The sequence below is a fragment of the Pseudomonas sp. GM30 genome (assembly GCF_000282275.2).
Taxonomy (GTDB): domain Bacteria; phylum Pseudomonadota; class Gammaproteobacteria; order Pseudomonadales; family Pseudomonadaceae; genus Aquipseudomonas.
In genome coordinates, this window is record NZ_AKJP02000006.1 from 149,764 (window position 1) to 162,306 (window position 12,543).

At 61.0% G+C, this 12,543-nt stretch carries 11 protein-coding genes; 6 read left to right on the forward strand and 5 right to left on the reverse strand.

Going from position 1 to position 12,543, the window contains the following annotated elements; genetic code table 11:
* The first annotated feature begins 95 nt into the window (after positions 1-95).
* The gene (locus tag PMI25_RS05345) at positions 96-425 is read left to right on the forward strand and encodes a DUF1820 family protein (protein ID WP_003185742.1); all 330 of its coding nucleotides are present in this window, start codon (positions 96-98) and stop codon (positions 423-425) included.
* A 166-nt stretch (positions 426-591) separates the two neighbouring features.
* Here the strand turns inward: PMI25_RS05345 and PMI25_RS05350 are convergent, their stop codons facing one another.
* The 4 genes from PMI25_RS05350 to PMI25_RS05365 all read right to left on the reverse strand — a co-directional run bounded on the left by PMI25_RS05350 (position 592) and on the right by PMI25_RS05365 (position 4,110).
* Positions 592-1,146: a tetratricopeptide repeat protein gene (locus tag PMI25_RS05350; RefSeq protein WP_003228518.1), complete on the reverse strand. Its 555-nt coding sequence runs from the start codon at positions 1,144-1,146 to the stop codon at positions 592-594.
* A 225-nt stretch (positions 1,147-1,371) separates the two neighbouring features.
* Entirely contained in the window at positions 1,372-2,655 is a 1,284-nt protein-coding gene (gene hemL / locus PMI25_RS05355) for a glutamate-1-semialdehyde 2,1-aminomutase (RefSeq protein WP_007960556.1), read from the reverse strand.
* Positions 2,656-2,670: 15 nt separating this feature from the next.
* On the reverse strand, positions 2,671-3,294 hold the full coding sequence (thiE, locus tag PMI25_RS05360) for a thiamine phosphate synthase (RefSeq protein WP_007960555.1): 624 nt from the start codon (positions 3,292-3,294) through the stop codon (positions 2,671-2,673).
* 18 nt (positions 3,295-3,312) lie between these two features.
* Positions 3,313-4,110 (reverse strand): hydroxymethylpyrimidine/phosphomethylpyrimidine kinase, encoded by a 798-nt coding sequence (locus tag PMI25_RS05365; protein WP_007960553.1) that lies wholly within the window; start codon positions 4,108-4,110, stop codon positions 3,313-3,315.
* A 441-nt stretch (positions 4,111-4,551) separates the two neighbouring features.
* Between PMI25_RS05365 and PMI25_RS05370 the strand changes: the two genes are divergently transcribed.
* The 4 genes from PMI25_RS05370 to PMI25_RS05385 all read left to right on the forward strand — a co-directional run bounded on the left by PMI25_RS05370 (position 4,552) and on the right by PMI25_RS05385 (position 11,032).
* On the forward strand, positions 4,552-6,906 hold the full coding sequence (locus PMI25_RS05370) for a hybrid sensor histidine kinase/response regulator (protein ID WP_007960550.1): 2,355 nt from the start codon (positions 4,552-4,554) through the stop codon (positions 6,904-6,906).
* Between the two features lie 97 nt (positions 6,907-7,003).
* Complete coding sequence (locus PMI25_RS05375) at positions 7,004-8,653, forward strand: acyl-CoA dehydrogenase family protein (RefSeq protein WP_007960548.1); 1,650 nt, start codon at positions 7,004-7,006, stop codon at positions 8,651-8,653.
* Positions 8,654-8,824: 171 nt separating this feature from the next.
* Positions 8,825-10,324, forward strand: coding sequence for an AMP nucleosidase (amn, locus tag PMI25_RS05380; RefSeq protein WP_167734182.1), 1,500 nt, complete (start codon positions 8,825-8,827; stop codon positions 10,322-10,324).
* A gap of 72 nt (positions 10,325-10,396) precedes the next feature.
* On the forward strand, positions 10,397-11,032 hold the full coding sequence (locus PMI25_RS05385; protein WP_007960544.1) for a pseudouridine synthase: 636 nt from the start codon (positions 10,397-10,399) through the stop codon (positions 11,030-11,032).
* On the opposite strand, the gene PMI25_RS05390 is transcribed toward PMI25_RS05385, so the two are convergent.
* Entirely contained in the window at positions 11,027-11,236 is a 210-nt protein-coding gene (locus PMI25_RS05390) for a DUF2788 domain-containing protein (RefSeq protein ID WP_003228500.1), read from the reverse strand. The two genes, PMI25_RS05385 and PMI25_RS05390, sit on opposite strands and share 6 nt — an antisense overlap.
* A gap of 335 nt (positions 11,237-11,571) precedes the next feature.
* Between PMI25_RS05390 and PMI25_RS05395 the strand changes: the two genes are divergently transcribed.
* Complete coding sequence (locus PMI25_RS05395; RefSeq protein WP_024164428.1) at positions 11,572-12,507, forward strand: IS110 family transposase; 936 nt, start codon at positions 11,572-11,574, stop codon at positions 12,505-12,507.
* The last annotated feature ends 36 nt before the right edge of the window (positions 12,508-12,543 follow it).

Here is a 12,543-nt window from a genome sequence, read left to right on the forward strand (position 1 = left end):
ATAGGGAACAAGCCCTCAGGTTCCTACCGCTGTGCGTCCGGCGGCTATGCTATAGTTTGCGCCCTCATTTTTATCCCCGATGTTATCCCCCCGCCATGACCAAACGCGAAGCTCCAATCTATAAGGTGATTTTCCTCAACCAGGGCCAGGTGTTCGAAATGTACGCCAAGCAGATCTATCAAAGTGATCTGTGGGGCTTTCTGGAAGTGGAAGAGTTCGTCTTTGGTGAGCGCACGCAAGTGGTGGTCGATCCGAGCGAAGAGAAGCTCAAGGCGCAGTTCGAAGGTGTGGTGCGCAGCTTTGTGCCGATGCATTCGATCGTGCGCATCGACGAGGTGGAGCGTCTGGGCACCCCGAAAATCAGCGAAGCCCGCGGCGCGGTCGGCAATGTGATGCCGTTTCCGATGCCGATGCCTGAGAAGTAAGCCCTGATCTGGATTTGAAATGATGTGTGGCGAGGGGATTTATCCCCGATCGACCGCGAAGCAGTCGCAAGTCCATTCAGCAAGGTATGTCAGAAGGAGCTTGATTTCAGGGTTTTGGGGCTGCTTCGCAACCCATCGGGGATAAATCCCCTCGCCACAAAAGCCCTTATGGCAAAGGCGAAAACGGCGTACGCCCATCGGCGCTCTGCAGTTCCATCAAGTATTTACGGAAAATTTGCCCGAGCACCTGAGTCGCGGTTTCGAGGTCTTCGCGGGACATTTTTTCGGAGACTTCGTCAGCGGTGTCCAGCGCATCTTCGGCGCCGTTGACCGCGGCCATCTTCAGCACGATGTACGCCTGAATGTTGTTGGCCTGCACGCCTTCACCGTGAAAGAACATGGTGCCGAGCTTGAACTGCGCCTGAGCGTGGCCTTGCAGCGAGGCCTTTTCGAAATAGCTCAGGGCTTGATTGAGGTCGCGTGGCGCATTCTTGCCGTCGTAGTAGAACTCACCCAACTCGTATTGCGCTTGCGCATCCCCTTCGTCCGCCGCTTTCTGGCAGGCGGCCAGTGCCTGCGTGACGTCTTGCGGCTGAGTGTTGAGGGTGCAACGACCCATCGCCGGGATCAACAACGAGTTGCCGCCTGCTTGTGCATGCGCGAGCAGGGGCTGAAGGAGCAACAGGCAGCCCAAGGCAAGGGTGCGGCCGGTGCGGTTCATGGGAATCGACTTACCTCTGAAGGGCACGCGGACCCATCGAGGGATCCAATAAGCGCGCATTATGAAATAAGCAGGGCCAACCTTACAAAGTCTTTACTCGTTTTTCTGCTGCGCGGGGAATATATCGGCCACTTTCCGGCGGATTTTTAGCAGAGGCGTGGGAAAAAGTGCGTAGGTGTAGGTGAAAGCTGACGCTGGCCATGGCCAACGTCAGCGCTACGGCGATTACTTCAGTGCAGCGAAGGCACGTTCGGCAGCGTCCAGGGTGATTTTCAGCTCGGCTTCGCCGTGGGCGATCGAGGTGAAACCGGCTTCGAATGCACTCGGCGCCAGATAAACGCCGCCTTCCAGCATCAGGTGGAAGAAGCGACCAAACAGTGCTGCGTCGCTGGCCATCACGTCTTCGAAGGTGACGATGTCGTCGGCACCGCTGAAGTACAGACCGAACATGCCGCCGGCCTGAGTGGTCACGAACGGAATACCCGCCGCATCGGCGCGTTGTTGCAGACCGTCGAGCAGGCGCGTGGTGTAGTCGGTCAGCTCGGCATGGAAACCCGGACGGCTGATCAGACGCAGGGTGGTCAGACCGGCGGCCATCGCCAGCGGGTTACCCGACAGGGTGCCCGCCTGATACACCGGGCCCAGCGGCGCGATGCGTTCCATGATTTCGCGCTTGCCGCCGAAGCAGCCGACCGGCATGCCGCCGCCGATGATCTTGCCGAAGGTGGTCAGGTCCGGGGTTACGCCGTAGTAGGCCTGAGCGCCACCAAGCGCCACACGGAAACCGGTCATCACTTCGTCGAAAATCAGCACCACGCCGTGCTTGTCGCACAGCGCGCGCAGGCCTTCGAGGAAACCGGAGGCTGGTGGAACGCAGTTCATGTTGCCCGCGACTGGCTCGACGATGATGCAGGCGACGTCCTGACCGACTTCGGCGAGCATCTTCTCCACCGCGTCGATGTCGTTGAACGGCAGGGTCAGGGTGTGTTTGGCGAATGCTGCCGGTACACCGGCGGAGCTTGGCACGCCCTGGGTCAGCGCGCCGGAACCGGCCTTGACCAGCAGGCTGTCGGAATGACCGTGGTAACAGCCTTCGAACTTGATGATGCTGTCACGACCGGTGTAGCCACGGGCCAGACGAATCGCGCTCATGGTCGCTTCGGTGCCGGAGCTGACCATGCGCACCATGTCCATCGACGGCACCAGCGAGCAGACCAGGTCGGCCATCTCGGTTTCCATTGCGGTCGGCGCGCCGTAGGACAGACCGTGTTGCAGTTGATTGCGGACCGCGTCGAGCACGTCCGGGTGGCTGTGGCCGAGGATCATCGGACCCCACGAACCGACGTAATCCACATAGCGCTTGTCGTCTTCGTCAGTGACGTAGGCGCCTTCGGCATGCTTGAAAAACAGCGGTGTGCCGCCCACGCTCTTGAACGCGCGAACCGGCGAGTTCACGCCACCGGGAATGTGTTTCTGGGCATTGGCAAACAGGGTTTCGGAACGAGACATGATCGGGCTCTCAAATCAGATTTTCAGAAGTTCGTTGAAGGCGCGGGCGCGGCGGGTCACTTCGGCGGTGCTTTCGGCACCGAATAAACCGTGGACCACCGCCAGCAGGTCGACCCCATGGGCCACCAGCGGCGCGGCGTTGTCGAGGGTGATGCCGCCAATCGCGCAGACCGGCAGGTGCAGCTTGCGTTTGGCCTCGTCGAGCAGATCGAGGCTGCAGCTCGGTGCGCCGGGTTTGGTGTTGGAGTTGAAGAAGCGACCGAAGGCGACATAGCTCGCGCCTTCTTTGGCGGCCTGTTCAGCCAGTTCGAGCTGCGCATGGCAGGTCGACCCGATGATGGCTTTGGAGCCGAGCAGGGCGCGGGTCGGCGACAGCGGGCCGTCGGTCTGGCCCAGGTGCACGCCGACGTTGAGGCGCGCGGCCAGTTCGGCGTCATCATTGATGATCAACTGCGTCTTGTAGCGCTCGCACAGGTCACGCAGGGCTTCGGCCTCGCGCAGGCGGCGGGCCTCGTCGCTGCTTTTGTCGCGGTATTGCAGCAGGGTGACGCCGCCTTCCAGCGCCGCCTCCACGTACGACAGAAACTTGCCCGCCAGTAATTGGCTGTCGGTGATGGCGTACAGGCCACGGAGTTTCATCAGGCAGACCTCACGACGTTACGAGCAAAAATCCAGCGGCAGGCGACGTGGCACGAACTGGCCTTTGCCCAGTTGTTCGGCATCGCGCAGGGTGCGCCAGGTGTAATCCAGTGCAGTGCGCACGGCGCTGGCGAGGTTTTCACCCTGGGCCAGCCGACCGGCGAGGGCGCTGGCCAAGGTGCAGCCGGAACCGTGGTAACTGCCCGGCAAACGCTGGCAATAGAAGGTTTCACGCAGGCCGTCACGGCTGTACAGGCGATTGTGGATTTCAGTTTCGTCGCCATGACCGCCGGTGATCAGCAGGTTTTTGACGAACGGCAGGAGTTTTTCCGCGCACTCGTCCGCAGTGCCTTCGGGCAGTTCGGCGAGAATCCGCGCTTCGGGCAGGTTGGGGGTGGCAATGATCGACAGCGGCAGCAGACGCTCGCGCATCGCATAACCGACTTCGTCCTTGCCCAGGCGTCCGCCGCCGCCGGCACGCAGCACCGGGTCGCAGACCACTGGCAGGTGCGGGTGCGCCGAAAGCAGTTCGACAACGGTGTCGACCATTTCCAGCGAACCGAGCATGCCCAGTTTGACCGCAGCGACTTCGGAGTCGTTGAGCACGGCATTGGCCTGGGCCAGTACCCACTCACGGTCGAGGACGCGGAAGTCAGTGACGTTGACGGTGTCTTGCACGGTCAGGGCGGTGACGGCCGGAGCCGCATGGCAACCCTGCGCGAGCAAGGCTTCGATATCTGCCTGCAAGCCGGCGCCACCACTGGGGTCGTGGCCGGAGAGACAGAGGACAACGGGGCGGGAGCTGTAGATATTCATGGTGCGCGAGCTTACCACCAAACCTGATTTTGGGGTTCAGTCCTGACGGTGTTTGCGAGCAGATTGTCCGACAACACTGCAGCTACCATTGTGGCGAGGTAGCTTGCTCCCGCTGGGTTGCGAAGCAGCCCCCTGCATTTATTCAGGCACAACGCATTTACAGGTTTTACGACTGCTGCGCAGCCGAGCGGGAGCAAGCTCCCTCGCCACAAAAGAGGATCGCAATGATTAAGCTGACCAACTCAACAGCTCTAGCCCGCAGCTTTGCTCTGAAACGCCCGTTCTAGAGCCTTTGTGGGAAAAATTTCGATGGTGCTTAATGGCCATCAACGGCTATGCTAGTCTGGATCCAAACCAATAACAGGTAATACCGGTTTTACGTCTACTCAAAGGGAATGGGGGGCTTCCTGACACAACCGGACGAGCCACGCTGGGGCTTCAATGCGCTATTTGCTGATGTTGCTGTTCTGCTTGCCCCTCCTCGCAAGCGCCGTCGAGTTCGACGAAAATACCCAGAGCCTTCCCCTGGGTCGCTCCCTGCAAGTGTTCGAAGACCCGAGCGGTCAGGCGAACATCGCCGACGTCCGCGCTCAAGCGGCGGCAGGCAATTTCAAACCCCACGACAAAGCCACGCTCAATGCCGGTTACTCGCGCTCGGCGTTCTGGCTGAAGATCGATCTGCATTACCGTCCGAACAACCCGGCCGCGCAACGTACCTGGCTGCTGGAACTGGCGTATCCGCCGCTCGATCACCTCGACCTTTATATGGCCGATGCCAGTGGTGACTATCGGCTGATCCGGCAGACCGGCGACGCCTTGCCCTTCGCCAGCCGCGAGATCCGCCAGAACAATTATCTGTTCGACCTGACCTTCGCCCCTGACCAGCAAAAAACCGTGTTCCTGCGCCTGGCCAGTGAGGGTTCGATCCAGGCGCCGGTGACGTTATGGTCGAGCACCGCGTACCTCGAAGACCAGCCGGTGCGCCTGTATGTGCTGGGGATCATCTATGGCGTGCTGCTGGGGATGCTGGTCTACAACCTGTTCATCTACCTGAGCGTGCGCGATACCAGCTACCTCTATTACATCTTCTACATCGCCTCGTTCGGCCTCTATCAACTGTCGGTGAACGGCGCGGCAGTCGAGTATTTCTGGCCGGACAATCCGTGGTGGGCCAACGCCGCCACACCGTTTTTCATCGGTTGCGCCGGGTTGTTCGGCAGCCAGTTCGCCCGCAGTTTCCTGCAGACACGAACCCACAGCCGCTGGCTCGACTACCTGCTGATTGCCCTGATCGCGTTCGGCGCACTGGTGGTCGGGCTGTCGCTGATGACCAGTTACGCGTTGTCGCTGCGCCTGGCGACCCTGTTGGCGCTGGTGTTTACCGTGGTGATTTTCGCTGCCGGGATCCTCGCCTGGTGGCGCGGCTTGCGGGTGGCGCGTTATTTCATCATTGCCTGGTCGGCGTTCCTGCTCGGTGGCATCGTCAATACCCTGATGGTGTTGGGCCTGCTGCCGAACGTGTTCCTGACCATGTACGCCAGCCAGATCGGTTCGGCCATCGAAGTCGCGCTGCTGTCGCTGGCGCTGGCCGACCGCATCAACGCGATGCGCGAGCAGCAGGCGCAAACCCTGTTCGACGCCGGGCAGAAGCTCGAAGTGCTCAACCAGCAACTGGCCCACAGCAACAAGCTCAAGGATGAATTCCTCGCGACCCTGACCCACGAATTGCGCACGCCGATGAACGGGGTGATCGGTTCGCTGGAGCTGATGCAGACCGTCGAGCTGGAGCCTGAGCTGGAGCAATACCAGCAAACCGCCGCCGGTTCCGCCCGGGACATGATGCGCATGGTCAACGGCATCCTCACCCTTACCGAATTGCAGGCCGGCAAGCTCAAGGCGACGCAGGGCAGCTTCAGCCTGCGCGCGGTGGTCGAGGCCTTGCGCGTGCAGTTCGACGGCAACGCGGCGAGCAAATCGCTGGACTTCAAGGTCGAGGTGCTGCCGACCCTGCCGGATCGCTTGCACGGCGACAGCGCCAAACTGGCGCAGTGCCTGGAGTGCCTGCTGGACAACGCGATCAAGTTCACCCGGGTCGGCGGTCTGGCGCTGCGGGTGACGGGCAAGCCAGCAGCGGATAACCGCTTGGCGTTGTCGTTTGCGGTGATCGACACCGGTATCGGCTTCACCGATCTGGGCGAGGCGACGATGTATCAGCGCTTCTTCCAGCTTGACGGCTCGATGACCCGCGAATACGGCGGCCTGGGCGTGGGGCTGGCGATCTGTCGGCAACTGGTCGAACTGCTCGGCGGCAAGCTGACGCACCGCTCCGAACCGGGGCGCGGCAGCCGTTTTCAGCTGGACGTCGAGTTCGAATTGCCAGCGGTCGAGCCTGCGCCAATCCTTGAATCTTCGCGAGACAGCGCACGCGCACCGCAGGACTGCACAGTGCTGCTGGTAGACGACAACAGCGTCAACCAACTGGTGATGCGCGGCATGCTGCTCAAGCTCGGTTTCCGCGTGCGCACGGCGGACAACGGCGCGGCGGCACTCGATTGCCTGCAACGGGAAACCTTCGACGCGGTGCTGATCGATTGCCAGTTGCCCTCTCACGAAGGGGCGTCCTTGTGCTGCCAGATCCATGCGCTGCCGGGCTGCGCCAATCTGCCGGTGTTCATGCTGGCGCTGGGCACGGATCGCGAGCACTGCGCGCCGGGTACGCGCATCGATTACCTGAACAAACCGGTGAAATTCGAAGACCTGCAGACGGCGCTGGAGCGTCGGGTACTTAGCGCCTGACAGGGTGAAAGCGCCGACAGTTCGGCGCATATGACACTTTGATCAGCCACGGGCCGGTGCTTAACTGAATCCCTTGGCTGACCAAAGGAGCCCCGTCATGAACCTGCATCAGTTCGCCGAAACCCACGAAGTCACCAACCAGCCACCGTCGCTGGACGGTGCCAACCTGTACCGCATCGACCTGCCATTGCAGGAGTGGTCGCGCCGCTTTGGCGCCGGTTGGGCCGAGTCGCGGATCGATGCCTACGGTGCGCTGGCCGGCGGGCCGTTGATGGAGGCCGGGTTCCTTGCCAATCAGAACAAACCGCTGTTCAACAGCCACGACCGCTACGGTCATCGCATCGATCTGGTGGAATTCCATCCGGCCTATCACGAGCTGATGCGCACCGCGATTGAACATGGCCTGACTTCATTGCCATGGGCGCATCCGCAGGACGGCGCCCATGTTGCCCGCGCCTCGATGAGCTATCTGCACAGCCAGGCCGAGGCCGGCAGCGGCTGCCCGTTGACCATGACCTTCGCCAGCGTTCCGGCCATGCGTTTGCAACCGGATCTGGCCGAGCAGTGGCTGCCGAAAATCCTCGCAACCGAATACGACCCGCGCAACGTCGGCATGGCGCACAAGGCCGGCGTGACCATCGGCATGGCCATGACCGAGAAGCAGGGCGGCACCGATGTGCGGGCCAACACCACCAAGGCTTATCCGGTCGGCGCCAGTGGGCCGGGCCAGGCCTATGAACTGGTCGGGCACAAGTGGTTCTGCTCGGCGCCGATGTGCGATGCGTTTCTGACCCTGGCGCAGACCGACAAGGGCCTGACCTGCTTCCTGCTGCCGCGCCACCGCCCGGACGACACGCGCAATCAGTTCTACATTCAGCGCCTGAAAAACAAACTCGGCAACCAGTCCAACGCCTCCAGTGAAGTGGAGTTCCGTGGCGCTTTGGCGTGGATGGTCGGCGAAGAGGGGCGCGGTGTACCGACCATCATCGAGATGGTGGCGATGACCCGTTTCGATTGCATGGTCGGCTCCAGTTCATTGATGCGTCAGGCGCTGACCCAGGCCAGCCATCACTGCGCGCATCGTTCGGTCGGCGGCAAGCTGCTCAGCGAGCAACCGTTGATGCAGAACGTGCTGGCCGATCTGGCGCTGGAAAGCGAGGCCGCGCTGGCGCTGAGCTTGCGCATGGGCAAGGCGCTGGATCATCTGCAGGATTCGCAGGAAGCGAAATTCGCCCGGCTGGTGACCGCGGTGGGCAAATACTGGATCTGCAAACGTGCCCCCGGAATGATCAACGAAGCCGCCGAGTGCATGGGTGGCGCCGGGTATGTCGAGGAGAGCATCCTGCCACGGCTGTATCGCGAGGCGCCGGTCAACTCGACGTGGGAAGGCTCGGGCAACGTGCAGTGCCTGGACGTGTTGCGTGCGCTGTCGAAAGAGCCGGGCGTGCTCGATGTGTTGTTCAGCGAGTTGGGCGACGGCCATGGCGACAAACGCCTGGCCGCGCATATCCAGCAGTTGCAGGCGCAGTTCAAGGACACCAGCGACATTCAGTATCGGGCGCGGCAACTCACCGAAGACATCGCGCTCGGTTTGCAGGCCAAGCTATTGCTGGAGGCCGGTAATTCGGCGGTCAGCGATGCGTTCATTGCCAGCCGTCTGAGCGGTGGCGGCCGGGTCTACGGCGCATTGCCGCGCGGCCTGGACGTCGAAGCCATCGTCACCCGCTCAACCCCCCAGGGTTTCTGATTTCACACAAATCCCCTGTAGGAGCTGCCGAAGGCTGCGATCTTTTGATCTTGCTGTTTATAAGATCAAAAGATCGCAGCCTGCGGCAGCTCCTACACGGATCGAAAGTGACCGACATATTGTGCGGTTGCCAACATGCCACTGTTCCCGTGAGACCACGATGCAGGCAAGATGAAGCTCTGCAAGTCAGAACACAGGAAGCTGATCGTGACCGAAGCGTTTATTGTCGTTCAAACCGCCGAACAAGCCGTGGATCGTCTGGCCGAGCTGCATGAGCGGGCCACCACTGCGCTGAACTCGGCGCTCAAGCGGTATCTCAAGGATCGCGTCGAGCCTGACGCCGAACAGCGTGCCCTGTTTCGTTATCCCGAACTGCGTCTGACCTACCTGTGTCAGGGCGAGGTCCCGCAGACCACCCGCGCCTACGCCAAGGTGCAACTGCCGGGCACCTACAGCGTCACCGTCACCCATCCCAAGGCGTTTCGCAAATACTTGCTGGAACAGCTGGTGCCGTTGATGCACGACTTCACGGTGACCGTGGAAGTCGGCGTCAGTCAGCAGAACATTCCATATCCGTACGTGGTCGAGCAGGGCGATGAACTGGCCGGCTCCGGCGTTACCGCTGCGGTGCTGGCGCGGGTGTTCCCGAGTACCGACCTGTCCGCTGCCACCGATGGCATTGCCGACGGTCTCTACGATTGGGAAAACACCGACCCGCTGCCACTGGCGCTGTTCGACGCCGCACGGGTCGACTTCTCCCTGCGTCGTCTGGTGCATTACACCGGCAGCGACTGGCGCCATGTGCAGCCGTGGATCCTGCTGACCAACTATCACCGCTACGTCGACCAGTTCATCGTTCATGGCCTGGAGCAACTGCGCAATGACCCGCGTTTCGTGCGCATGGTCCTGCCGGGTAACGTGATCATCGAGAAGGGCATGGATCACGGCGAAGCCTCGGCGATTGCCGCTGGCGTGGTCTGGCACCGCTACCAAATGCCGGCCTATCACCTGATCGCCAATGACGGCCACGGTGTGACCCTGGTCAACATCGGTGTCGGCCCGTCCAACGCCAAGAACATCACCGACCACCTGGCAGTGCTGCGTCCGCATTGCTGGCTGATGATCGGCCACTGTGGCGGTCTGCGGCAGTCGCAGACCATCGGCGACTACGTGCTGGCTCACGCCTACATGCGTCGCGACGGGATTCTCGACCGCGTGGTGCCGCCGAATATTCCGATCCCGGCGCTGGCCGAAGTGCAACTGGCGCTGCAACAAGCCGCGGCCAATATCACTGGCGAGAAGGGCGAAGAGCTGAAAAAGCGTCTGCGCACCGGCACCGTGCTGACTTACGACGACCGCAACTGGGAACTGCGCTGGGCGCAGGAACGTCCGCTGATCAACCTGTCCCGCGCCGTGGCGGTGGACATGGAAAGCGGCACCATCGCCGCCCAGGGGTATCGCCTGCGGGTGCCGTACGGCACGTTGCTGTGCGTCTCGGACAAACCGCTGCACAGTGAAATCAAGCTGCCGGGCTCGGCCAACGCGTTCTATGAGCGTGCGGTCAGTCAGCACTTGAAGATCGGCATCGCGGCGGTGGACCTGCTGCGCACCGAACTCAACTCGCTGCACTCGCGCAAACTGCGCAGCTTCGACGAGCCGCCGTTCCGCTAACGGTTAGTCGTGGTCATTTGGCGGTCAGGGCACTAGCATTAGCAGCCCTGACCGTTAGATGTTCTTTTCGCCATGTCCCGTCCCCCGCGTCCTCCTTCCCGCCGCCCTGGCGCGAAGCCTTCCCCCTCAGCTCCACGTCGTGTCGCCAAGGCGCCGCCGGCTGAGCCGAAGCTGATCCTGTTCAACAAGCCATTCGATGTGCTGACGCAGTTCAGCGACGAAGGCGGGCGGGCGACGCTCAAGGATTACATTGACGTGCCCGGTATCTACCCGGCCGGACGCCTTGATCGCGACAGCGAAGGTTTGCTGCTGCTCACCAACGACGGCCAGTTGCAGGCGCGGATTGCCGACCCGAAACACAAGTTGCCGAAGACTTACTGGGTGCAGGTCGAGGGCGAGCCGAGTGCTGAACAATTGCAGCGACTGCGCGAGGGCGTCGAGCTGAATGACGGCATGACCCTGCCCGCCGAGGCGTGGCAACTGGACGAGCCGCAACTGTGGCCGCGCAATCCGCCGGTTCGCTTTCGCAAAAGCGTGCCGACCAGTTGGCTGGAGCTGGTGATTCGTGAAGGGCGCAACCGTCAGGTACGGCGGATGACTGCGGCGGTGGGGCTGCCGACGTTGCGGCTGGTGCGGGTACGGATTGGCGACTGGACGCTCGAAGGGCTGGATCAGGGCCAGTGGAAGGAAGTGCCGGCGCGGCTATAGAGCGCCGGATTCGATCAGGCCGATCACCACACTCTTGATGATGAACGCGGCCACGCCCAGGCCCAGCACGAAGAATAGAATGAACGAGCCGAAACGCCCGGCCTTGGACTTCTTCGCCAGATCCCAGACGATGAAACCCATGAAAATGATCAGGATGCTGACCAGGCCAGTCATCATCCACTCTTCGAATACTGCAGGATCCATCGGGCATCTCCGGCGCGCACAGGGCTGAAAGGGCTGGGCGATTATACGCCGAGGGTGGCGGGGGCCGCATTGATCTGCGTCGGTGTGCCGCAGTTATGGGGTGCTTGTACCGGCCTCTTCGCGAGCAAGCTCGCTTGTATGTTTAGACTTGAAGGGGTGGGCGGGACTACAGACTCGATTCTGACTCTGACCAGTACAGACCGTGGGAGACTTCTCGTCCCGCCCCTTCTACCCAAAGCGCCAATAAGGAATTCATCGGTAAACCGACGACAGAGACAAGCCAGCGCAACGGTAGACCCCAACAAGCTCTTAAACCCTAGCTCCGAGGATTCGTCATGACAATCCTTACTTCGCAGACGGTTGTTGGTATCGATATCGCCAAGACCGAAATCGTTGTCTATCGCGCCGACCTGGAAACCATTGAAGCGGTCAAGAATGATCGTGCCGCCCTCAAACGTTGGCTCAAAACTCTGCCCGCGCAAAGCGCTATCGCTGTCGAAGCCACCAATATCTACCATTTGGAGACTGTTGATCTGGCTCATGCGATGGGACATCAGGTCTATGTGGTGGATGCTTATCGAGTCAGCCACTATCGTCGCGGTGTCGGTCAGCGAGCCAAAAATGATCCATGCGATGCACGCGTGCTCGCACGCTATCTGACGAATGAACAAAGCAAACTGCGGCTTTGGAACCCGCCTCCTAAAGCCTACACCGTACTGAAAAGCTTGCTGCACAGACGCGCGACGCTGATTCAGAACCATACGGGTCTGATGTTGAGCTGGGCCGATGAACCCTTGCTGAAGAAAGAACGTACGGCTCAGCAAAAGGCATTCGAGCGATCCGACAAGGTCATTCAAAACCTGCTGCGCAAAGTCAGCAAAGAGGCCGGTATTGATGACAATATTGGCCGCTGCAAAGCAATCGAGGGCGTGGGAGAGCTGACTGCGACTGGATTGGCAACGACCTATATGCGCGGTGACTTTGCCAACAGCGACGCGTTCATCGCGTTTTTGGGTATGGATCTGACGGTGGACGATTCGGGGAAAAAGAACGGCCCGAGGTTCCTGAGCAAAAAAGGAGATCCGGAGATCCGTCGATTAGCCTACAACGCCGCAATGGCGGCGTGTCGCTCAACCAAGTGGAAGCCTTTTTACGAGTCTTACCTGGCCAGAGGCTTCTCGAAAACACAGGCATTGGTAGCTCTTGCTCGCAAGCTCTGCCGAGTGGCATTCACCCTGATGAAGAATCAGGGCGAATACCGATCAGTTTGAGATTCTAGGGTTGCTGAGCAACATAGAATCTCCCAC

What these genes read in the sequence shown, in the direction of transcription:
- PMI25_RS05345 (WP_003185742.1), top strand. Translation starts at nt 96, where the DNA reads ATGACCAAACGCGAAGCTCCAATCTATAAGGTGATTTTCCTCAACCAG.
- PMI25_RS05350 (WP_003228518.1), bottom strand. Translation starts at nt 1,146, where the DNA reads ATGAACCGCACCGGCCGCACCCTTGCCTTGGGCTGCCTGTTGCTCCTT.
- hemL (WP_007960556.1), bottom strand. Translation starts at nt 2,655, where the DNA reads ATGTCTCGTTCCGAAACCCTGTTTGCCAATGCCCAGAAACACATTCCC.
- thiE (WP_007960555.1), bottom strand. Translation starts at nt 3,294, where the DNA reads ATGAAACTCCGTGGCCTGTACGCCATCACCGACAGCCAATTACTGGCG.
- PMI25_RS05365 (WP_007960553.1), bottom strand. Translation starts at nt 4,110, where the DNA reads ATGAATATCTACAGCTCCCGCCCCGTTGTCCTCTGTCTCTCCGGCCAC.
- PMI25_RS05370 (WP_007960550.1), top strand. Translation starts at nt 4,552, where the DNA reads ATGCGCTATTTGCTGATGTTGCTGTTCTGCTTGCCCCTCCTCGCAAGC.
- PMI25_RS05375 (WP_007960548.1), top strand. Translation starts at nt 7,004, where the DNA reads ATGAACCTGCATCAGTTCGCCGAAACCCACGAAGTCACCAACCAGCCA.
- amn (WP_167734182.1), top strand. Translation starts at nt 8,825, where the DNA reads ATGAAGCTCTGCAAGTCAGAACACAGGAAGCTGATCGTGACCGAAGCG.
- PMI25_RS05385 (WP_007960544.1), top strand. Translation starts at nt 10,397, where the DNA reads ATGTCCCGTCCCCCGCGTCCTCCTTCCCGCCGCCCTGGCGCGAAGCCT.
- PMI25_RS05390 (WP_003228500.1), bottom strand. Translation starts at nt 11,236, where the DNA reads ATGGATCCTGCAGTATTCGAAGAGTGGATGATGACTGGCCTGGTCAGC.
- PMI25_RS05395 (WP_024164428.1), top strand. Translation starts at nt 11,572, where the DNA reads ATGACAATCCTTACTTCGCAGACGGTTGTTGGTATCGATATCGCCAAG.